At 36.1% G+C, this 20345-nt stretch carries 24 protein-coding genes; 7 read left to right on the forward strand and 17 right to left on the reverse strand.

What is annotated here, in order from left to right; translation table 11 throughout:
• Positions 1-144 precede the first annotated feature (144 nt).
• From MKX82_RS26520 to MKX82_RS26530, 3 genes are all read right to left on the reverse strand, one after another.
• Entirely contained in the window at positions 145-804 is a 660-nt protein-coding gene (locus MKX82_RS26520) for a suppressor of fused domain protein (RefSeq protein WP_251647461.1), read from the reverse strand.
• A gap of 692 nt (positions 805-1496) precedes the next feature.
• Positions 1497-1820, reverse strand: a complete 324-nt coding sequence (locus MKX82_RS26525; protein ID WP_233314998.1) for a hypothetical protein — start codon at positions 1818-1820, stop codon at positions 1497-1499.
• 362 nt (positions 1821-2182) lie between these two features.
• Positions 2183-3091 carry a LysR family transcriptional regulator gene (locus tag MKX82_RS26530; RefSeq protein ID WP_341081357.1) on the reverse strand — a complete coding sequence of 303 codons (909 nt, stop codon included), beginning with the start codon at positions 3089-3091 and terminating at the stop codon, positions 2183-2185.
• A 109-nt stretch (positions 3092-3200) separates the two neighbouring features.
• On the opposite strand from MKX82_RS26530, the gene MKX82_RS26535 reads away from it, so the two are divergent.
• Entirely contained in the window at positions 3201-3869 is a 669-nt protein-coding gene (locus MKX82_RS26535) for an O-methyltransferase (protein ID WP_237942990.1), read from the forward strand.
• Positions 3870-4106: 237 nt separating this feature from the next.
• Here the strand turns inward: MKX82_RS26535 and MKX82_RS26540 are convergent, their stop codons facing one another.
• From MKX82_RS26540 to MKX82_RS26560, 5 genes are all read right to left on the reverse strand, one after another.
• The gene (locus MKX82_RS26540) at positions 4107-4448 is read right to left on the reverse strand and encodes a hypothetical protein (RefSeq protein WP_237942992.1); all 342 of its coding nucleotides are present in this window, start codon (positions 4446-4448) and stop codon (positions 4107-4109) included.
• Positions 4449-4637: 189 nt separating this feature from the next.
• The gene (locus MKX82_RS26545; RefSeq protein ID WP_341081360.1) at positions 4638-4934 is read right to left on the reverse strand and encodes a CPBP family intramembrane glutamic endopeptidase; all 297 of its coding nucleotides are present in this window, start codon (positions 4932-4934) and stop codon (positions 4638-4640) included.
• Positions 4935-5636: 702 nt separating this feature from the next.
• Positions 5637-5870 (reverse strand): hypothetical protein, encoded by a 234-nt coding sequence (locus MKX82_RS26550; protein ID WP_251647451.1) that lies wholly within the window; start codon positions 5868-5870, stop codon positions 5637-5639.
• Between the two features lie 20 nt (positions 5871-5890).
• The gene (locus tag MKX82_RS26555) at positions 5891-6103 is read right to left on the reverse strand and encodes a helix-turn-helix domain-containing protein (protein WP_237942998.1); all 213 of its coding nucleotides are present in this window, start codon (positions 6101-6103) and stop codon (positions 5891-5893) included.
• 10 nt (positions 6104-6113) lie between these two features.
• Complete coding sequence (locus tag MKX82_RS26560; RefSeq protein WP_341081363.1) at positions 6114-6590, reverse strand: DUF2975 domain-containing protein; 477 nt, start codon at positions 6588-6590, stop codon at positions 6114-6116.
• A gap of 1036 nt (positions 6591-7626) precedes the next feature.
• Between MKX82_RS26560 and MKX82_RS26565 the strand changes: the two genes are divergently transcribed.
• From MKX82_RS26565 to MKX82_RS26590, 6 genes are all read left to right on the forward strand, one after another.
• Positions 7627-8481: an ABC transporter ATP-binding protein gene (locus MKX82_RS26565; RefSeq protein ID WP_341081365.1), complete on the forward strand. Its 855-nt coding sequence runs from the start codon at positions 7627-7629 to the stop codon at positions 8479-8481.
• A 120-nt stretch (positions 8482-8601) separates the two neighbouring features.
• The gene (locus tag MKX82_RS26570) at positions 8602-9135 is read left to right on the forward strand and encodes an ABC-2 transporter permease (RefSeq protein WP_341081650.1); all 534 of its coding nucleotides are present in this window, start codon (positions 8602-8604) and stop codon (positions 9133-9135) included.
• 14 nt (positions 9136-9149) lie between these two features.
• Positions 9150-9299: a hypothetical protein gene (locus tag MKX82_RS26575; RefSeq protein WP_341081368.1), complete on the forward strand. Its 150-nt coding sequence runs from the start codon at positions 9150-9152 to the stop codon at positions 9297-9299.
• Between the two features lie 357 nt (positions 9300-9656).
• Positions 9657-10688: a fatty acid desaturase gene (locus MKX82_RS26580; RefSeq protein WP_282581466.1), complete on the forward strand. Its 1032-nt coding sequence runs from the start codon at positions 9657-9659 to the stop codon at positions 10686-10688.
• Positions 10689-10798: 110 nt separating this feature from the next.
• Positions 10799-11932, forward strand: a complete 1134-nt coding sequence (locus MKX82_RS26585; RefSeq protein ID WP_233314989.1) for a sensor histidine kinase — start codon at positions 10799-10801, stop codon at positions 11930-11932.
• A complete protein-coding gene (locus MKX82_RS26590; RefSeq protein ID WP_233314988.1) occupies positions 11929-12528 on the forward strand; it encodes a response regulator transcription factor in 600 nt (199 codons plus the stop codon). The genes MKX82_RS26585 and MKX82_RS26590 overlap by 4 nt, the downstream gene beginning before the upstream one ends.
• A gap of 39 nt (positions 12529-12567) precedes the next feature.
• On the opposite strand, the gene rbsB is transcribed toward MKX82_RS26590, so the two are convergent.
• From rbsB to MKX82_RS26635, 9 genes are all read right to left on the reverse strand, one after another.
• Positions 12568-13488, reverse strand: coding sequence for a ribose ABC transporter substrate-binding protein RbsB (rbsB, locus tag MKX82_RS26595; protein WP_341081652.1), 921 nt, complete (start codon positions 13486-13488; stop codon positions 12568-12570).
• 17 nt (positions 13489-13505) lie between these two features.
• Positions 13506-14471 carry a ribose ABC transporter permease RbsC gene (gene rbsC / locus MKX82_RS26600; protein WP_396953833.1) on the reverse strand — a complete coding sequence of 322 codons (966 nt, stop codon included), beginning with the start codon at positions 14469-14471 and terminating at the stop codon, positions 13506-13508.
• A 1-nt stretch (position 14472) separates the two neighbouring features.
• On the reverse strand, positions 14473-15954 hold the full coding sequence (locus tag MKX82_RS26605) for a sugar ABC transporter ATP-binding protein (protein ID WP_341081372.1): 1482 nt from the start codon (positions 15952-15954) through the stop codon (positions 14473-14475).
• Positions 15955-15968: 14 nt separating this feature from the next.
• A complete protein-coding gene (rbsD, locus tag MKX82_RS26610) occupies positions 15969-16367 on the reverse strand; it encodes a D-ribose pyranase (protein ID WP_233314986.1) in 399 nt (132 codons plus the stop codon).
• A 2-nt stretch (positions 16368-16369) separates the two neighbouring features.
• The gene (gene rbsK / locus MKX82_RS26615) at positions 16370-17248 is read right to left on the reverse strand and encodes a ribokinase (protein ID WP_233314985.1); all 879 of its coding nucleotides are present in this window, start codon (positions 17246-17248) and stop codon (positions 16370-16372) included.
• Entirely contained in the window at positions 17241-18227 is a 987-nt protein-coding gene (locus MKX82_RS26620) for a LacI family DNA-binding transcriptional regulator (RefSeq protein ID WP_233314984.1), read from the reverse strand. The genes rbsK and MKX82_RS26620 overlap by 8 nt, the downstream gene beginning before the upstream one ends.
• Positions 18228-18365: 138 nt before the next feature.
• A complete protein-coding gene (locus MKX82_RS26625; RefSeq protein WP_341081374.1) occupies positions 18366-18590 on the reverse strand; it encodes a hypothetical protein in 225 nt (74 codons plus the stop codon).
• A 98-nt stretch (positions 18591-18688) separates the two neighbouring features.
• Positions 18689-19468, reverse strand: coding sequence for a uroporphyrinogen-III C-methyltransferase (cobA, locus tag MKX82_RS26630; RefSeq protein WP_233315627.1), 780 nt, complete (start codon positions 19466-19468; stop codon positions 18689-18691).
• A 24-nt stretch (positions 19469-19492) separates the two neighbouring features.
• Positions 19493-20332 carry a formate/nitrite transporter family protein gene (locus MKX82_RS26635; RefSeq protein ID WP_341081375.1) on the reverse strand — a complete coding sequence of 280 codons (840 nt, stop codon included), beginning with the start codon at positions 20330-20332 and terminating at the stop codon, positions 19493-19495.
• Between the last annotated feature and the right edge of the window lie 13 nt (positions 20333-20345).

Genomic DNA, 20345 nt, shown 5'->3' on the forward strand with positions numbered 1-20345 from the left:
TATGTGATTTATTTCACAAAATATATTAACAAAAAGCTTCCTCCGTTATAATGCCATTATATCAGCTTTCACTATTTTATAAAGGACTTCTTGAAATTTTTTCCTCTTTCATCAGAAACAAGCTGCCTGTTAGACAGCTTGTTATCATAAATAAGAGTGCTTCCTTTTCATATCTGTTACTAAGTGGGGATTGTCTCGCTTCATTTTTGCAACAAGCTCAGCTGCTCTCGCATGATCCTCTTTCAGTACCTCTAATTCTTTTTCAGTTATTCCCACCAATTGAAGAAAATCCACCCTGCCATGAACAGTGTCCATCCCAACCGCTTCTGTGTCTTGTACGACTAATAATGCTGTAATATCGGATTCTACTCCGATATGAATGGAAGTTCCATTCCCAGCAATATATTGGAGCGGTTCAAAAAAACGCTGTTGTGTAAATGTATAGCGAGCTAGATTGGAGAGCATATCAAGTGACCACATACAATCATCAAGAGTGTCTTCGTTTAATTTCATCGTCATTTCATAGCCCCATTTACTCCACTCCCCTCCAAAGGCCTCTGTGTCTGTATACAGCTCTGTCATGCCGTATGTAACGATATGTTTGTATCCATGAGACGATTCGTAAATACTATAACCGTCCAAATATTGATCACCGCCAAAAATCGCTCTTGCGTGCAGGTCTGTACCAAAATGCGAGGGTTCCTGATTGGGATACAGGTTCTCAAATACAGCATCAATAGCATCCCACCCTGGTGCCCAATCTTCTTGTTCAGCTGCCAATCTTTTATATTCTTGTTTATCCATTGTATTTAAACTCCTTCCTGGGATTCCCTCATTTTATTAAGCCATATTCTCGATAATACTTGTGAAAATTTCCGTATAGGTTTTTTGTAAATAATGTCCTGCTGGGATCCAGTTTTACAAAGCTTCCTCTCAGATACTAAAACCGTAACAAGCATTTCCTCAGAACAATTGATTTCATATTATGCAATTGTTAACTCCAGTCCCAAGCAAGCAAAGGATGACACCCACCCGTCTGTTTGCGCGCGAATACAGGCTTCGTAAACCCTTCTATGCGTTAATAATCTGGAGAAATCCATGAATCATAAAAAAGGAATGCCACTTCAACAAGTTCGTAATAAATACTAGCTTTGTTAACATTACTATGGCATAAACTCCCTCCCAAACGAATATTATTTTAATCTGTACTTACCATTTTAGCATTTACATCCAATATATGGATATAAAAAAATTCTAGATTCATATTTTCAAAGATTTTTTTAAAGATTCCGAGCTGAATATTCTTTGTTCAGCTTGGGAAAACTAACTATATCGCTTGTTCAGAGCCCTTTTGATAAGTTATGCTTTACTTTAGACAAGCAAAATCTATGCTTGAACTTATTGAGTTTAATCAGTCATTTTTTATTAAGAGTATCATAGTATATAAAAAGCAAAGCACATTCGTTGGCGCGAATGTGCGTTAAAGAAATAATTGGTTATTTGCTTTTTTTATTTTGTTTATTTCGGTATTCGTCTAACCAACGAAATAAGCGTTCCTTGTCTGCGGCTTCGGCTTTTTTCTTTCTTTCTGTATTGGCGTGCAGAAAATAAAGGATAAGCCCAACAACAGCCCAGATTGCTAACCACTTGTATGCCCAGTCGTCCATTAAGAATTGAACCATATCCAAAATTGGCGTTTTGGAGAATGAAACAGTTCCGTCTACAAACCCATCGCGAATCCGCTTAAAATTTTCAAACATGGCAGTCAATACAAACCCGCCGTAGAGAAAATTAGAAATGGACAGAAGCACCTTCTTCATGTTTAAATCACCTCCGTGACAACGAAGAGTGTCCTAAAGTTTCCTTGGCGTAAGTGCGAATAGACGACTCGGGCTAAGCTTTATTTTTTCCTGCAACACATCCCCCCTTTCAATACCACAAAAAGGAAAAACCACATAATATCCTTATCAGAATTAAATATATTAATTAATTGGCGAAAATATTCCTATTCTATTTGAACTTTATTAGGCTTTTTAGGAGTGCTGCAAATTTTATTGGGATTTGTGTTTTGGAGGGGTTATTAGCTTTGTTTACAGTATTGCCAGTTCCCTTCCCTGGCTATTCACTACTGCTTGTCCCTATTTTAAATTGAGACTTTCTTCGCGTCTCTTCATACCTACATCTATTTTTTTGCATCATTGTGCTTGCTGCTTTCCATACATATGCGAATAAATTCCTTTACTACGGGAGGAAGATTCTCGCCTTTGCGTGTACAAATGGCAATAATATTCTTTATTGACGCTACTTCAACAAACACCCTCGCAAGCTGTCCTGTCTTCACATACTCCTTAACAACTAGCGAGGACACAAAGTTAACGCCATAGCCTGTCATAACAGAACGGACAGCCTCATTTAAGCCTGTAAACTGCAAAGCAATTTTTGGCGGCGTTACCCGATGTGTTTGACATAAGGAAAAGAGTCTTTCCCTTGTTGAGCTCCCTGCTTCTCTCATGATAAAAGGCTCTTTCATAACATCCTCAAGTGATACCGTACAGTTCGCAAGCCTATGCTGCGGGGAAACGACGAACCAAATCTCATCCTGAAAAAGCTCCCGCCACTCTACTTCCTCCATTTGCTCTTCCCTTCCGCCTGCATACATGGCCATATCCGCCTTATAATGAATCAATTCATCAAAAGCATCCTGTGAATTTCTCGTCGTAATGCTAATCTCTACCTCTTCATTATCTGCTTTGAATGCTGCTGCCCATTGCGGGATTAAGAAGTTAGCAGGCAGATAGGTTGCAGCAATGTGAAGCCGTCCTTTTTTCGCTGTTTTATAGTCTTGCACAAATTGTTCTAGTTGTTTTTCATGAGCAAAAAACAATGCTGCTTTTTGCGCTAACGTTTCTCCAAACGGGGTTATCGTAAACTTTTTTCCATTCTTATGAAACAAAGGAATTCCTAGTTCACTTTCAAATTGCTTTATTTGGCTAGAAACAGCTGGCTGACTGATCCGCAGAATTTCAGCAGCTTTAGTAAAGCTGCCAACACTAGCTACATGATGAAACAGCCTTAATCCGTGAAGGTTCATTTTAACTCCTCCTTATAAGTTTTATTTATATAAATATAAAAAACATATATTTTATTTATGTAAAATTATAACTTACAATGGATATATAATCCAAAAGGAGTTGGTTACAATGAAAATTGATAAAACTTGGAGTTCCGTTGACCACTATTTTACGGAGCGGCTTCAGCCAGAAAGTAAAGAATTGGAGTATGTTAGAGACAATAATCAAAAGAATGGACTTCCCGAAATTGATGTCACTCCAACACAAGGAAAATTTCTCGCCATGCTCGCACAGCTTAAAGGAGCCAAAAACATTTTAGAAATCGGCACTCTCGGCGGCTACAGCACCATTTGGCTGGCCCGCACACTCCCCCAAGACGGCAAACTAGTCACCCTAGAAACAGACCCCAACCATGTAACAACAGCTCAAGAAAATATAAACTCAGCAGGATTAACAGATAAAGTTACTATTATTGAAGGTGACGCACTAAACACATTGCCTACATTACAAAACACAGGCTTCGGTGAGTTTGATTTTATTTTCATCGATGCAGACAAACCGAATAATCCCCACTATATAAAATGGGCAATCCAATTGGCTGCAAAAGGCGCAGTGATTGTTTCCGATAATGTGGTTCGCGACGGAGAAGTGATAAATAAGAACAGCTCCGATGAAAAAGTAATTGGAGTCAGGAAATTTATCGACATCCTTGCAGAAGATGAACGAGTTGATTCTGTTGGTATCCAGACAGTAGGAGAAAAAGGATATGACGGATTTGTATTAACATTGGTTCATTAATGAAAAAACGGAAGAGCATTGCTCTTCCGTTTCTCACATCATAGGGTTGTTTCCTCTTTAGATCGAGGCTTCCGTTCTTCCTTGTATCCTCCCTTAGGATGATCGCCATTTGAGAAGATAATAAAAAGAATCGAAAAGAAAACAAACAGATTTTTCAACTTAAAAACGCTTCTTTCTAGATTAATAGATATAAAAACATAACAATTATATACCGTCCATCCTGAAAAGACAATTGTCCTAATTACCCTTTTTCCCTATCCCTGCAGCAAGGGCAAGGAAAATGTATGGATACGCCAACAGGTTCAGCTCAAGAAAACCAAACCCTGAAAATATGTATATATCAGAATTATAGCCGTCAGAATAATAACCAGATCCCATCATGTACGCACCAACTAACAAATACGTAAAAATAGAAATTCCCAGCAAGCTTTTTCCTATCCAATTATACTTCACTTTTACGAAACTGATAAAAACAATCAGTATATATAATAGCCCTAAAGCTACTAAGAAATAAGGAATATAAAAAGGTTCATAGAAAAACTCACTCTCCCCTTGAATTAACCTATTTTCAACAGACATTGTTTACCTCCAAGTTTTTAAAGTAGAACCTATTATTCTATAGGGTTAGAATTCCTATTAATACCATTGCTAAAGGTATGAGAGAAAGTCCAATCCATCGTTTTTGCTTTTTCCATAAACCTTTTACTAACATTATTATCCCTATTACTAATACTACTGCTGTCGATCCTATCATGTGATTCCCCTTCACTAAATCAATTTTAATAATGCAATAAGATTATTTACACCATGTGCAATTATAGAAGTTTCCAATCTTCCTGTCTTAACGTAAACGAATCCAAACAACAAGCTCATCACCGTATAAGCAATAAAAGCCTGCAAGGTGAAACCTGCTATAACATGTACGCCCCCAAATAGAAGTCCGCTTACGATAACACCTATATATTTATGCCTAAAAAATAAATGCCCAACAATAATCTTTCTAAAAAAGAATTCTTCGATAATTGGAGCCAAAATTATAATAGTAATGACAGAAAGGCCAGTCATTTGTATAAACTCTTCTGCTTTCTGTTGATTTTTAGGAACTGTGAAGTCTGGATCTTTTCCTAATAGAAAAAGCAGCCCTATTAACAGTGCTGGAAGAATAAATTTTTAGAAACAGCAACAATATAGCCCATCCTAAATCAGCCCATTTAATTTCTAGCTGTCTTTTAACGAACAAGCCTGACCATCTATATAGAACTATTATGCAAAAAAGTATTGCTAGTAGTTTAAAAAAAGTAATATAGTACTGAATTGGTTTATTAACTTCCATATATCCATCAAAAGCAGTCGACTCAATTCCAACACCCATCCAGTAAAACGAATATAACACCAGATATGGAATGAATTTCATACAGCACAAATATAAAATAAAAATCCATAAATAATAATTAAGTATGTATTTCTTCATTGCCCGCTCCTAAATATTCACGTAATTAAAAAGAAATAGATTCCAAGGGAACCTATTTCTAAATTTAGTATATAAAACCATATTATCCCACAAATGATTATATAGTACTTTTATATTTTTTTAAATGGTTTTATTTATTCAGCACAGTAATCCTTTTTTATACTTCTCAACAAGTCTAGTAAGTATTAACTAGCAATAATTTATGAAAAAAATAAAAACAGATTTCACTTATTAACGTTGCTAACAACTAAAGCCCTCCTCAACAAGTATAAGCAATAGTCCCCTTTGCCTTAAGCCTATTCCCTATCAATTACAAAAGCCGCTTTGCCCTCATCTAAATAGTCTTCTAGTTCCTTAAAACCAAAATAGGTAACTCCTTGTGTTTTTGATACACATATAATCATATTGTTTACATCATCCATTTCTTTAATGGAGAATCTACAACCATCGAAGATGAATTGCAATCCTAACGGAGGATTCTCATGATTGCCATTGCAGCTATGCTCCCTTTTTTCCTCAACGACTTTCATACTTTCACCTCTATATAATTTTAAATATCATCTGGCCGGTACTCTAAAATGTCTCCAGGTTGGCAATCCAGAGCCTTACAAATTGCTTCCAAAGTAGCAATCCGTATTGCTTTTGCTTTCCCGTTTTTCAAGATGGAGAGGTTCGCCATGGTGATGCCGACTTTCTCCGAGAGCTCTGTCACGCTCATTTTTCGTTTCGCTAACATCACATCTATATTTATTACAATTGCCATGTTATACACCTCAAATCGTATGCTCGTTTTCATCTTTAATTACAATTGCCTCTTTTAGTAGCTTTTGAAGGACAGCAGCAAACACTGCAACGACGATTGCTGCAAAAATAGGAACCATACCAAAAAGGACAAGTCCGGGAGCATCGTCTAGTTGTGCTACAAAAAATACGAATGGCAGCATAATAACATACAAGCAACTAATTGAAATGGCACAGTATTTTATCCATTTCAAAGCAACCACTGATTCTTCAGAAAATGCATGGTTATGATCAATATAATTTAAAAGTCGGAATGCTTGAAACAACGCATAAAAATAAGGTGCTGCTGATGCATACATTATAGTAACTATAGGATATAAAGCTTCAGCATAGTCTGGATTTGCAGTATGTGAAGGCAACCAAGTTAAACCTAAAATCCCTAGAGCTAAGACTGGAATCCCTAAAAGAAAAACAGCTAACTTTAAAAAGGAAGTGGAACCTCGTTTCATTTAAAAACACCTCGCTATAATAATTCACAAAATGAATTTACCATATATTTTATCGTATTACAATAAATAATTATTGCTTTTTATTAGTTTATTATTGTATTACATACTTCTTACCTAACGTACTAATTATAAAATGAACCTACCTTTAGTAGAGAGCTTGAGTCATTTTTATCGTAATTTTCTCTCGTAGATTCAAAAGATGCCAATAAAGGTACTGCACTTGCCTGTAAACCCATTTCCTTTAACTGAAAAATACTTTAAATGTATCCTTAAGTTTCTTGAAGGGTGTGTGAATTTTGCACGCCATAATAAGGCTCTAATGGAAGGACTCCTTGTATTTTCATAGGAAGTAATACAGATGGCTATAATCTTATCCACTTTTTCTAATTGACTACTCAACTTCGCGATTAAACAAAAAACCATTCATATTCACTTGACCATTTATTATTTATAATAAATTCAAAAAAATTTTTGGGTTACCTCGAAATCAGTATAAAAATTTTATTAAAGTATTAGACCTAGTCAATTAACACTAGAGTAACGCAGGTATAAATTGTGCAAAACTTGGAAAAACAAGGTAAATATGTACATATTATGACACTTATTAATTTTAGACAAATTTCGACATATTTCTTCAAAAAATTCGATAAACTTTATATGAACCGGTTCAGTTTAAATGAAGTCAGTTTTACATATAACACACAGAATGAGTTGATTTTAAACAGTTTCACTTCTGAAATTTCAGGAGGAGACAAAGTTCTACTAAGAGGAATAAATGGTTCCGGTAAAAGCACGTTCATAAAATTTATTAACAGGTTTGAATTCACCTACAGCCGGTCACATCTTAATTAATGGTCAAGATTGATAACTATATCCCATCAAAAAGAAGGACTTAATTTCGTAAATAAAGTAATAGATTTAGAACTTAATGATCTTTGAGTACAAACTGAAAAAGACCCGTTTTTTGTTCTGTAATGTTAAAAAGAGTTATTACCCTTTCTGGTATTGCGATTCCAGTGTTATAAGGAGGACAAAAATGAAAAGTGTTTTAGAATTAAATAAAGTGAGTAAAAATTTAATGGACTTTTCTTTGCAAGAAATTAGTTTTACTTTAAACAAAGGTACTATTATGGGTTTTGTTGGGCCAAACGGTGCAGGGAAAAGTACTACTATCCGATGTATCATGGATTTAATCCACATTGATAGCGGCAGTATTAAGCTTTTTGAAATTGATACAAGCAAGGAATTGAAAAAGTTAAAGCAACGTATCGGGTTTGTCTATGATCAGGATGTGTACTTTGAAGATTTAAGTGTGAAAAAAAACAAAAATATTATTTCGAGATTTTATGAGCATTGGAATGATGATATTTTCCATCAATATATCCATGAGTTTGGGGTTCCACTAAAAAAATCAGTAAAACACTTATCAAAGGGAACAAAAATGAAATTTGCACTCGCTATAGCGTTATCTCATCATGCGGAACTTATCATTATGGACGAACCGACTACTGGCCTTGATCCAGTCTTTAGAAAAGAACTCTTGGATATATTATTAAAGGTTATTCAGGAAACAGATACATCCATATTCTTTTCTACACATATTACTACTGATTTAGAACAAGTTGCTGATTATATTACATTCATTCTTGATGGGAAAATTATTTTTTGTAAAAAAACTAATGAATTACTAGAAAAATATTCATTAATAAATGGACCGAAAAAACTTATAGAGTTGGTCAAATCTGCAAACCCCATTTCGTTGAAAGAAACAGAACTAGCATTTCAGGCATTTTTCGAAAGTAAGGAAATTAATAAATTTAAATTAAACACCGAACTAACCATCCAAAAACCTACACTCGAAGAAATAATCTACTATCTAGTGAAACAATAAACTTAATTTAGAAAGCAGGGATTACATGCTGAACTTGATTATAAAGGATATTTATATCCAAAAAAAGTATGTTTTTTTTTACCAATAATATTAGTAGTTTATTTTGTAACTATTGGTAGTATATTTAATTCTCTTGTATTTAGTTTGTGTGTTGCCTTTTTTGCTTTTTTAATGACAATCTATCCAACCTTTAATACAGGTCAAAGTGAAAACAATCAATACAAACTTATATTAAGTTTACCTGTTAGTAGGCTTTCAGTTATAAATGCAAAATACTTAATAATTATTTTATGGTGGTTAAATGCCTATATATCTACTACAGTAATTCTTATTATTTTAAAAAGTATAGTGGATATTAACATACCTTCTATCCTGGATATTAAAATAATATTACTTTCTTTAAGTTTAACCTATATTTTAACTTCTATTTTCTATCCACTTTACTTTAAGTTTGGATTTCAAATTGCTAGTACAACAGTAACTGTAATATTTTTCATTTTGACAAGTGGGTTAGGAAAATTATTATCCTTAAAGCTAAAAATGATTACTATTTTAATAGAACATCCGATTATTTCTGTTTCTTTTATTACAGTAATTTTTGTTTTAGCATCTTATCTTTTCACTGCTTATAGCTTTATCAAAAAAATTTTATAAAAGGAGGTTAAGCTTTGAAAATCCCCAAAGTCAGAGCATTAGTACTAGGTGTTTTTCTACTGTTTCTGGGTGTTGCCCAAGCTTTAGAAAAAAATTTTTTAGCAATAGCCCCTTTCTTTTGTGGTGTTTATCTTCTATTTATAGGTCTTAAACCTAAAAAATAAACTTAAAAATATATCTGTGAAAAATAGCAGTTTACAAATTTAATAATCTGAAAACTGCTATTTTTTTGTATTGATTAGTATAATGAGTTCAATGTCTAACTTATAACTGGTTTAATTCTTATCTTAATCAGTGAAAAAATTGCTAATATATAAGAATCTTCAACAAATTCATTTACTTCTTCTTCAATTTCTTCTATCAGCCGTAACTTTTAGATTGGATGATAACTTATTCACCATAAAGCTTACTAAACCCTTCTATATGACAAATGTCATATAGCGTATATGACATGTATGTCTGCAATTATGTTTGGTTTATAATTATACTGGAGATATCCATTAATAGAAGGGAATCTAATAATGAATATAAAAAACTTAAAACAATTGAGAACGGCTGTAGCGCCCTTTGAGAAATCCGCAATGAAAGCAAGTATCTGGCAGCTTGCCAATACTATTCTGCCCTTTGTTTTACTCTGGTACTTAGCCTACAAAAGCTTGAGTATTTCTTATATTTTAACCTTTGTCATTTCAATTGCTGCGGCAGGATTTTTGGTAAGAATTTTTATCATTTTCCATGATTGCTGCCACTTTTCTTTCTTTAAGAATCGTAAGGCTAATAAGATTTTAGGGACAATTACAGGAATCCTGACTTTATTTCCTTACAGCAAATGGCAGCATAGCCACTCTATTCACCATGCAACAAGCAGCAACCTGGATAAGCGTGGTGTCGGTGATTTATGGATGATGACGATTGATGAGTATGAAAATGCCTCTTTTTTTGTAAAGATACAATATCGTTTGTATCGCAATCCATTCATTATGTTTATCTTAGGACCTATTTATGAATTCCTTTTAGCTAATCGCTTTAACCGTAAAGGTGCTAGATGGAAAGAACGGCTAAATACGTACGCAACTAATATTTCCATTGTGTTATTAGTTATTCTCCTTGGCAGTACGCTTGGCTGGTCCTCTTTCTTGCTTGTACAGCTGCCTATTTTTCTTATTTCTGGCTCTGTTGGAGTTTGGTTATTTTATGTGCAGCATACTTTTGAAGATACTTACTTTGAGGAAGATGAAAATTGGGATTATGTAAAGGCTGCTGTAGAAGGAAGCTCCTACTATCACCTGCCTAAATGGATGCAATGGCTGACTGGCAATATTGGCTATCATCATGTGCACCATTTAAGTCCAAGGGTTCCTAATTACAATCTAGAGCTTGTTCATAACCAGACCGAGCCCCTGAGAAATGTGCCAACTGTCACACTGGCAAGCAGTCTTCGTTCTTTAAAATTCCGGTTGTGGGATGAAAAAGACAAAAAGTTTATCAGTTTCCATGAATGGAAAAAACAAAAGAAGTCCCTTGACTTGTCTGCCGGATCAGAAATCCAATAATACAAACAAACTTTAAGAGCAGCAATTATAAGGTTTTATGCCATTTAATTGCTGCTATATTATGTTAAAATGGACGAATGACAGCTAATAAATAATGAGGTTAGAAACTGATGATAAAAAGATTAGAGGTTTTAAAAAAAAGCACCGGTATTTCTCCTTATATTTGGACATTACTTACTATTTTGCCCTTTTATTTTATATTCCACGCCTCTTCAGCAGTTGATGTGATATCTGGTATTATCCTTACTATTTTATTTTTTCTATTTTACAGATTTGCTTACCTTTCAAAAGGTTGGACGATATATTTATGGCCGTCCCTTTTAATCGGGATATCCACTTTTGCTATTTATGCATACAGCTATGTATATTTTTCTTTTTTCCTTTCCTATTTTATCGGAAATATAAAGAAACAGATTCCTTATTTCATCTTATATTTTATACACCTGGCAGTTACAACATTCGCCATTTACTTCAAGGTGATAATTGGTGATCCCTTGCTGTTAAAGCAGCTTCCCTTTGTGTTAATCATCTGGTTTGGCGTTATTTTATTGCCATTGACCATCCATAACCGCAAAGAGAGAGGCCAGCTGCAGGAAAAGCTGGAAGATGCGAATAAGCGTATATCCAATTTAGTTAAACTAGAGGAAAGACAGCGAATAGCAAGAGATCTTCATGATACACTTGGTCAAAAGCTATCCCTTATCGGCTTAAAGAGTGATTTAGCAAGAAAATTAGTCTATAAGGACCCAGAACAAGCGCGCTTGGAGCTTAAAGATATTCAGCATACTTCAAGAACTGCATTAAATGAAGTCAGAAAAATGGTCTCTGAAATGCGCGGTATAAAATTAAAAGACGAGCTCCTCCTTGTAAAAAAAATATTAGAAGCAGCCGAAATAAGCCTAATTAGTGATATAGCTTCCAATCTTAAAATTTCTTCAATTGCAGAAAACATTATGAGTATGTGTTTAAAAGAAGCTGTTACTAATGTAGTTCGGCATAGCAATGCCACCTCTTGCTACATAAGCATCAGCCAAAACAAAAAAGAAACAATTATGAAAATCAAAGATAATGGCACCAGTCCTTTTAAGGAAGAAGATGCTCATAAAGGAAACGGATTAGCAGGCATGAGAGAAAGATTGGATTTTATCAACGGTACTATCGAGATTACCGCTAAAGAAGGAACGATATTACATATATCTGTTCCACATGATGGAAAAATAATGGAACGGGAGGACTTACTATGATCAGGATTGTCATTGCCGAAGACCAGCGCCTTCTTTTAGGTGCATTGGGTTCATTGCTTGATTTAGAAGATGATATCACGGTTGTCGGCAAAGCAAACAATGGGGAAGAAGCAATCCAGCTAGTCAAGGAAAAAAATCCTGATATTTGTATAATGGATATAGAGATGCCTGCCAAAACAGGCTTGGAAGCAGCGGAAGAACTCATGAGCCATCCATGCAAAGTCATTATTTTAACTACCTTTGCCAGATCAGGCTATTTCCAGCGTGCATTGAAAGCGGGCGTATCAGCCTATTTGCTCAAGGATAGTCCAAGTGATGATTTGGCAAAAAGCATCCGCAGTGTGATGGAAGGAAAAAGAATTTACGCACCAGAATTAATTGATGATGTATACAAAGAAGAAAATCCCCTTACAGAGCGGGAAAAAGAAGTTCTTATGCTGGTTGCAAATGGAAAAAACACAAAAGAAATTGCCCAAGAGCTATCCATTAAGACAGGAACAGTGCGAAATTATATCAGCATGATACTGGATAAACTGGAAGTTAAAAATCGCATAGAAGCCATCACCAGATTTAAGGAAAAAGGATGGTTCAAGTAAAAAGGACTGGCACCCCAGTCCTTTTTACTTCTCTTTCATTTAATTTTCTTTTGTAACTAATTTAAGCGGTGCAGCGATAATTTCCTCTACCTTTTTACCTTGTAAAACATCTCTTGCAGCATCCACAGCAAGCTTACCAATTAACTCAGGTTGTTGAGCAACTGTCGCTTCCATGTCTCCTGATTTAATCGCATTTAATGCGTCGTCATTTCCGTCAAATCCAATGACCATAACATCCTTACCAGAGCTATTAATTGCCTCGATTGCTCCTAATGCCATTTCATCGTTATGAGCAAATACTGCTTTAACATCTGGGTTTGCTTGCAGAAGATTCTCCATAACAGTTAATCCTTTTGTCCGATCAAAATCTGCTGCCTGTTTAGCAATGATAGTCAATTTTTCATCTGCTATATTATGAAAGCCCTGACCTCTTTCCCTTGTAGCTGATGCCCCTGGAACTCCTTCTAATTCAATAACTTGTGCTTTTTCTCCTAACTTTTCTATCATATAGTTTGCGGCCATTTCTCCACCTTTTATATTATCTGAAGCTACTAATGCTTCTACTATTCCTTTATCTGCAGAACGATCCAAAGTAACTACTGGTATGCCAATATTATTTGCTGATTGAACTGCTGTTGAAATAGATGCCGAATCGGTTGGGTTTATAAGCAAAGCATCTACCCCTTGCTGAATTAAATCCTCCACATCGTTAACTTGTTTGGCAGAATCATTTTGTGCATCGACGATAATAACTTCCATCCCTAAGCTTTTCGCTTCTTTAACCACACCATCTCTTAAAGAAACAAAGAATGGGTTGTTTAATGTAGAAACCGATAAGCCAATTTTAATATCTTCTAAATCCTTCTTTTTATCTGGTTTTGCCCAGCTAGGCGGTTGCATGGAACACGCACTTAGAAGCATAAGTGTTAGTGATAAACATAAAACGATTAATTTTTTCATCATGATCTCTCCCTATACTACTTTTTACGATCAAGTAATACTGCAATTAATATAACGATTCCTTTAACTACCATTTGGTAAAAGGATGAAACTCCAAGAAGATTCAAGCCGTTATTTAAGGTACCGATGATTAACGCACCGATAAGTGTCCCGAAAATTCTTCCTTTTCCTCCTGAAAGGCTTGTCCCACCTAATACAACTGCTGCAATCGCATCAAGTTCATAGGAAGTGCCAGCTGTAGGCTGTGCTGAATTTAAGCGAGAAGTAAGAATTGCACCAGCCAAAGCTGCAAGCATTCCGGATAGACTATAAATCATGATTTTTACTTTTGGTACTTTAATACCTGATATTAAAGCTGCTTTTTCATTTCCACCAATCGCATATGTTTTGCGACCAAATGGGGTTTTGTGTAGAAGAATGAATAAGAAAGCAAATGCAAGAATCATCGTAATAGCTGGAACAGGTATACCTAGGAAATAACCACGACCAAATAACTGAAACAGGTAGTTATCACCAAGACCAGTTATCGGATTTCCACCAGTATAAACAAGTGTTAATCCTCTGAAAATCGTCATTGTTGCTAGTGTTGCAATAAAAGGAGCCATTTTTCCCTTTGTTATAAATAGTCCGTTTACCATTCCCATCAAAGCACCAAGAATACAGCCAACTAAGATTGCCACAATCGGATCTACACCAGCTACCATCATCCCTGCTGTCAACGCACTAGATAAAGCAAGAATAGCTCCGACAGATAAATCAATTCCTCCAGTTAAAATCACAAAGGTCATCCCAAAAGCAATAAGTGCATTAATCGCAACCTGTCTTAAAAGATTTAAGAGATTCAATGGTTCTAGAAAACTAGGATTTAAAATGGACACAATAATAACTAATATTATTAAACCTAGTAATGGTCCTAACTTTTGTGTAATTGCATTCATCATATTCGTCTTGCTAGGTTGTGTTACTGTATTAATAGGATTCATTTTATTGACCTCCTGTTGCCAATGTCATAATTTTTTCTTGGGTCGCATTTTGTTTCAATAATTCTCCATTTATTTTTCCTTCATGAATGACGAGGATTCGATCACTCATGCCAAGAATCTCTGGTAATTCTGAGGATACCATGATAATTGCTACACCTCGTTCTGTTAATTCATTCATAAGTTGATAAATTTCTCTCTTTGCCCCAACGTCGACTCCTCTAGTTGGTTCATCCAATATGAGCAGCTTTGGTCCAATTCCTACCCACTTGGCAATGACGACTTTTTGCTGATTTCCGCCTGAAAGCTTTCCAACAGCAATGTCTTTCGATTCCGTTTTTACTGTCAAGCGTTTGATAAGCATATTAACAAAGTCTGTCTCATTTTTTTCCTGGATAATTCCTTTTGGTGCGAAGCTTGCAAGCGTTGGCAACACAATATTATCCCTTATGGAGAAATCAAGAATTAACCCCTCATCCTTGCGATCCTCTGTAATGAAACCAATACCTAACTTTACAGCCTGTTCTGGTGTCTTAATACTCACTTTCTTACCTTCCAGCCAAATTTCACCGCCATCCATTCCATCAAGACCAAAAATTGCTCGCATGATTTCGGTTCGGCCAGCTCCCATTAAGCCTGAAACCCCAACTATTTCTCCAGCACGAACAGAAAAGTTTATATCTTCAAATTGTCCTGATTTTGTTAAACCCTTTACTTGTAGAACCGTTTCACCCAGTTGAGGCTCTCGGTTAGGAAACCGGTCTGTTAATTCCCTGCCAACCATTTTTTTAACAACCTCATCGAAATTTGTTTCTGGAATGGCCTTCGTATCAACGGTTTTCCCATCACGCATAACGGTAATTCTGTCACTGATCGAGAAAATCTCCTCCATTCGGTGAGAAATGTACACGATTGATACCCCTTCCTTTTTTAAAGAAGTAATCACATCAAACAGTTTGTTGATTTCTCTTTCTGTCAGTGCAGCAGTAGGTTCATCCATGATAATCACTTTTGCTTCTGTCATTAATGCCTTGGCGATTTCAATCATTTGCTGTTCTCCAACAGAACAGCTTCCCGCTTCTTTATCTAACGGAATGGATACTGCTAATCTATCAAATTGCTTTTTTGATAACGCTTTCATTTCGGCGGTTTTTAAAAAACCAAAAGAATTCTTTCTTTCCTTGCCAATAAATAAATTTTCAAGAACTGTCATATCAGGCCAAATATTTAATTCCTGATGGATAAAGGTGACTCCATTTTGCTCTGCTTCTTTTGGATTCTTAAAGTAGATTTCTTCTCCATCAATTGTGATTTTTCCGTTATCACGGGCATGGAGTCCTGTAAGTACGTTCATCATCGTTGATTTTCCTGCCCCATTTTCCCCCATTAGGGCATGTACTTCCCCATCTAGCAAATCGAAATCAACACCTGTTAAAACTTGATTGGTTCCAAATGCTTTATGGATGTTTTCCATTGTAATTCGCATAATTACCACCTCATCTATTTAAAAAATACGCCTGATTGTAAAATACAGTTTGCATATGGTGTAATCTCACCTGTTCGGATGACTGCTTTAGCTTGTTTCGTTAATTGTTTAAATTCTTCATGGGAAACGTTTTCAATTTCAGCATCAGCGAATTTTCCCTTTAAGTAGTCAGCATGCTCTGGATTTCCTGCTTCTATTTCAGAGGCGATTATCACTTTTTCGATAATCATATCCTCTTCAACAGCATTCACTACATCAATAAATGTTGGAAAACCAGCCTTAATCGCTAAATCTATCTTTTTAACACCATCGGGAATTGGCAAACCAGCATCTGCGATTACAATATAATCGGTATGACCTAGGTCAGCTAAAACTTGTGCAATGTGACTGTTTAAAATTCCATAACGTTTCATTTTTACAAACTCCCTTCTACTTCTTCTCTTGTTGGCATTCCGCCTTGTGCACCAAATTTTGTTACAGACAAGGAGGCAGCCCGATTCGCAAAACGAATGCTATCTTCCATGCTTTTCCCTTCAGCTACTGCAACGGCAAAAGCCGCATTAAAGGTATCGCCTGCACCTGTTGTGTCAACTGCCTCAACAGAATAAGCGGGGATAACTATTTCATTGATTCCATCATAATAACGAACTCCATTTTTACCTTCAGTAACCAGCAATTTATTTGGAAACTCTTTTAATACTTCATGGATATCCTTGTCCTCAAAAAGAATAGCAGCTTCCGATTCATTTGGTGTAAGATAAGTAGCCTTTTCAATGACCGTTTTACTAATAGGTCTTGCTGGCGCTGGGTTTAGTAATAAAGGCACATTATTTGCAAAGCAAATTTCTGCTACATATTCTACTGTTTCCTCAGGAATTTCTTGCTGGATTAGGACAACATCTGATTCAGAGATAACATTCAATGCTTTTTCAACTAGATCAGGTGTGACATAATCATTAGCACCTTTCACGACGATAATGCTGTTATCACCTTCTGCTAAGGTAATATGCGCTGTACCTGTTTCCGAATGTGTAACCCGTTCCACATAGGTTGTATTAACACCATTAGCAGTGAAATTGTTAACGATCGTTTCACCGAAATTATCTTCTCCTACACAACCGACCATAAATACTTCAGCACCAAGTCTGGCAGCTGCGACAGCCTGGTTAGCTCCTTTGCCACCAGGGACTGTCTTAAAGCTTTCTCCTATAATCGTTTCCCCTTGATTTGGTCGTTTGGAAGTTGTTACAACTAAATCTATAGAAGAACTACCAATAATCGTCATTTTAATCATTTTTCTCAACCTTTCTTGTTGTTTGCCTTTCAATAAAGGTAACAGGCATTTGGATATTCTTATTCACTAACGGCTTATTATCGATTAGATTTATTAATAGTTTTGCTGCTTCTCTTCCCATATCATAAGCAGGCTGTCTAATAGTAGAAAGGGACGGGAACAGCAGCTTGCTAAGCGGTATATCATCATATCCGATAATTTGTAAGTCATCGGGAATAGATCTTCCTATTCGCAACGCCTCATGTAGAATAGCTGCAGCACTAAGGTCGTTGCTTGCAATTACCCCGTCTGTTTCAGGAAATTTCTCAAATAGAGTTTTAGCCATTTTTTCAGCATCGTGAAAGCCAAACGATGAAGTAATTACCTGAAAGTCTACATTAGCATTACATAGCTCATCAACTGCACCTTTGAATCTGTCTTGTGCTGTCCTTAGTTCAATCGGTCCTCGAAGTAAAGCAATTCGCTTACTGCCTCTTCTAACCATTTCTTGTGCTGCTTTTTTCCCTCCAGCCAATCCATCTGCATACACAGAAGGATAAGTGCCTGTTATTCGATCCAGTAAGACGACAGGAAAAGACAGGTTTTCGTAAAGTTTTGTTTCCGCCTGATTTGTTGCTGAAATAATGCCTATTACATTATTTTGATTAAAAGTCTGTATGTAATCTATTTCTTTTTCTAATTTTTCATCAGCATTCCCAATAATTAAATGAAGTCCCTGCTCCTGCATTTCGTCCTCTACCCCTCGAGCTAACTCAGGAAAGAAGGGATTTCTGATATCGGGAAGCAATAATCCAATTAATCGTGACTTTTTTTTATAAAGAGATCTTGCCACTTCATTTGGTTTGTAATTTAATTCTTTAATTGCCTCGTTTACTAGCTTCCTAGTATCTTCATGTGCATACCCTTTATTGTTTAATACTCTTGAGACGGTCGCCACAGATACTCCAGCTCTTTTCGCAACATCCCGTATAGTAGCCATGAATTCACCTCTCTTGTGTAACCGGTTACACACATAATATCATAGTATTATTTCCTATGCAACATTAAATATTATGGCCAGCCGGTTTAATCCATAAAAAAAAGCAGCAATCAGAAAACAGCTACTACAGAAACGCTTTTATTCTCTGTCTGCAATTCGTTGCTTATCCTTTACAGCATCTAGATTGCTGCTTCCCCGACCAATAAAGAGGATTTCTGTTTCCTCACTAAGCTGAAATTGTTCTTCCATTCTTTCTATTAGAATATCTAGAACACCTAGTGGTTTTAGTATTAATTCTCCGTTATCAATTGTTCTAGAAACTCGGAAATTTCGCTTTTGGAGTGGACAGCAAGATCGATACATCTATAATTCCCAGCACCTTTAAACAAAATCAATTGCTTCTTAGTCCACCCGATTCCTTTCTCGTAACAGCTTGCCTTGTCAACAGTTTCTCCATATAATCAGTTTCCTGAAGTAAGTCCGATGGTTACTTTGTTGTTCGCTTCTTGGATTTGTTCTATTCTATTTTTGAAGCTAACTACTTCTCCAACAACTATCATAGCTGGGTTCTTTATTTTCGCCTTTTGAGCAAGGCTTACAATACTTCCAATTGTACCTGTTATTGTCTTCTGTTCAGGCGTGGTACCTTCTTGAATAATGGCGACAGGTGTATCTTTGCACTTACCATGCTTGACTAATTGTTCACATATATATGGTAAATTCCCTACTCCCATATAAATAGCTAATGTATCAACCGCTTTGACAAGACTTTCCCACTTGATGTCTGCTGGTTCTCCGTTTTTGCAATGACCTGTAATGATTGCGAATGAATTGCCAAGTTCTCGGTGTGTGATGGGAATTCCGGCATAAGCTGGGGCTGCAATCCCAGCTGTTACACCTGGTACGACTTCGTAAGCAATATTGTTCTTTACCAATTCCTCAATCTCTTCCGCCCCTCTGCCAAACACAAAGGGGTCTCCCCCTTTAAGTCTAGTAACCACTTTTCCTAAGCGAGCATAATGGACTAATAGCTGATTAATCATTTCTTGTGGCATGGTATGAAATTTCGGCTGTTTTCCACAATAAATGAATTCTGCATGAGGTTTTGCTTCCCGTAACAATTCTCTATTGACTAAACGATCATATACAATAACATCAGCCTGCTGTATACATCTCAATCCTTTAATTGTAAGTAAGTCCAAATTACCAGGGCCCGCTCCAACTATATATACTTTTCCCATCATCTTCCCCCCTTAAATCACATGTTATGTTTCAGCAATATAGTCTTCCTTCTTTGAAACAACCAATTCTTTTTTCTTTTTCACTTTATGATGAGTAAAGTATAATGCTAAACCTGTAAATATAACCCCACTTACCAAATTCCCAAATAGCACAGGGAGCTGATTCCAAAGCCACCAATCTGCTAAAGAAACATCCGCACCTAACATCATCCCTGCAGGAATCACAAACATATTTACGACAGCATGTTCAAAGCCTTGTGCAAAAAAGATTAATATCGGCAACCACATGGCAACAATTTTCCCGATTGTGTTTGTCGATGTCATCGCCATGACTGCCCCTAATGTTACCATCCAATTACATAGTAATGCTTTCACAAACACGACGATTAAACCATCACTGCCTAGATTTGCATACAATAGCGTTTTTGCTTCTGCAACTGCGATAATTTTTGCTGCAATAGCATTATCAGTAACATGACTAAGTTGTGTAATTGCAATCACATATAAAAAAGCATACAGCCCTGCTCCTATTAAATGACCAATAATGACCCAAAACCAGTTGGAGAGCATTTGGGATATAGAAACCCTTTTCTCTAAAACCGCTAAAGGTATGAGCGCAAAACTCCCTGTTACTAGTTCAAGCCCAAGCAGTATGACTAATACAAAGCAAGCTGGAAACAAGATTGCTCCCAAAATCCCCATTCCTGTTTGAATTTCAGCGGTAAATGCCAATGTTGTCCCAAACCCAAGGAGGGCACCTGCCAGCCCTCCTCTAATTAACATATCTATAATAGATAATTTTGCTTTTGCTTCACCAGCCTCAATCATGCCCTGCACTACTTGATCTGTCTTTACGAATGACATAATACCCCTCCTT

Origin of the sequence: Niallia sp. FSL R7-0271 (assembly GCF_038005785.1) — a bacterium.
Lineage (GTDB): Bacteria > Bacillota > Bacilli > Bacillales > Cytobacillaceae > Niallia.

Excerpts from the sequence above, each read along its gene's own strand:
- MKX82_RS26540 (WP_237942992.1), bottom strand. The coding sequence starts at position 4,448 with ATGTCTGTTGAAAATAGGTTAATTCAAGGGGAGAGTGAGTTTTTCTAT.
- MKX82_RS26625 (WP_341081374.1), bottom strand. The coding sequence starts at position 18,590 with ATGTATCGATCTTGCTGTCCACTCCAAAAGCGAAATTTCCGAGTTTCT.
- MKX82_RS26635 (WP_341081375.1), bottom strand. The coding sequence starts at position 20,332 with ATGTCATTCGTAAAGACAGATCAAGTAGTGCAGGGCATGATTGAGGCT.
- rbsC (WP_396953833.1), bottom strand. The coding sequence starts at position 14,471 with ATGAATCCTATTAATACAGTAACACAACCTAGCAAGACGAATATGATG.
- MKX82_RS26565 (WP_341081365.1), top strand. The coding sequence starts at position 7,627 with ATGAAAAGTGTTTTAGAATTAAATAAAGTGAGTAAAAATTTAATGGAC.
- MKX82_RS26590 (WP_233314988.1), top strand. The coding sequence starts at position 11,929 with ATGATCAGGATTGTCATTGCCGAAGACCAGCGCCTTCTTTTAGGTGCA.
- MKX82_RS26580 (WP_282581466.1), top strand. The coding sequence starts at position 9,657 with ATGAATATAAAAAACTTAAAACAATTGAGAACGGCTGTAGCGCCCTTT.
- cobA (WP_233315627.1), bottom strand. The coding sequence starts at position 19,468 with ATGGGAAAAGTATATATAGTTGGAGCGGGCCCTGGTAATTTGGACTTA.
- MKX82_RS26520 (WP_251647461.1), bottom strand. The coding sequence starts at position 804 with ATGGATAAACAAGAATATAAAAGATTGGCAGCTGAACAAGAAGATTGG.
- MKX82_RS26550 (WP_251647451.1), bottom strand. The coding sequence starts at position 5,870 with ATGAAAGTCGTTGAGGAAAAAAGGGAGCATAGCTGCAATGGCAATCAT.
- rbsD (WP_233314986.1), bottom strand. The coding sequence starts at position 16,367 with ATGAAACGTTATGGAATTTTAAACAGTCACATTGCACAAGTTTTAGCT.
- MKX82_RS26605 (WP_341081372.1), bottom strand. The coding sequence starts at position 15,954 with ATGCGAATTACAATGGAAAACATCCATAAAGCATTTGGAACCAATCAA.
- MKX82_RS26585 (WP_233314989.1), top strand. The coding sequence starts at position 10,799 with ATGATAAAAAGATTAGAGGTTTTAAAAAAAAGCACCGGTATTTCTCCT.
- MKX82_RS26620 (WP_233314984.1), bottom strand. The coding sequence starts at position 18,227 with ATGGCTACTATACGGGATGTTGCGAAAAGAGCTGGAGTATCTGTGGCG.
- MKX82_RS26545 (WP_341081360.1), bottom strand. The coding sequence starts at position 4,934 with ATGACTGGCCTTTCTGTCATTACTATTATAATTTTGGCTCCAATTATC.
- MKX82_RS26530 (WP_341081357.1), bottom strand. The coding sequence starts at position 3,091 with ATGAACCTTCACGGATTAAGGCTGTTTCATCATGTAGCTAGTGTTGGC.
- MKX82_RS26525 (WP_233314998.1), bottom strand. The coding sequence starts at position 1,820 with ATGAAGAAGGTGCTTCTGTCCATTTCTAATTTTCTCTACGGCGGGTTT.
- rbsB (WP_341081652.1), bottom strand. The coding sequence starts at position 13,488 with ATGAAAAAATTAATCGTTTTATGTTTATCACTAACACTTATGCTTCTA.
- MKX82_RS26555 (WP_237942998.1), bottom strand. The coding sequence starts at position 6,103 with ATGGCAATTGTAATAAATATAGATGTGATGTTAGCGAAACGAAAAATG.
- MKX82_RS26535 (WP_237942990.1), top strand. The coding sequence starts at position 3,201 with ATGAAAATTGATAAAACTTGGAGTTCCGTTGACCACTATTTTACGGAG.
- rbsK (WP_233314985.1), bottom strand. The coding sequence starts at position 17,248 with ATGATTAAAATGACGATTATTGGTAGTTCTTCTATAGATTTAGTTGTA.
- MKX82_RS26560 (WP_341081363.1), bottom strand. The coding sequence starts at position 6,590 with ATGAAACGAGGTTCCACTTCCTTTTTAAAGTTAGCTGTTTTTCTTTTA.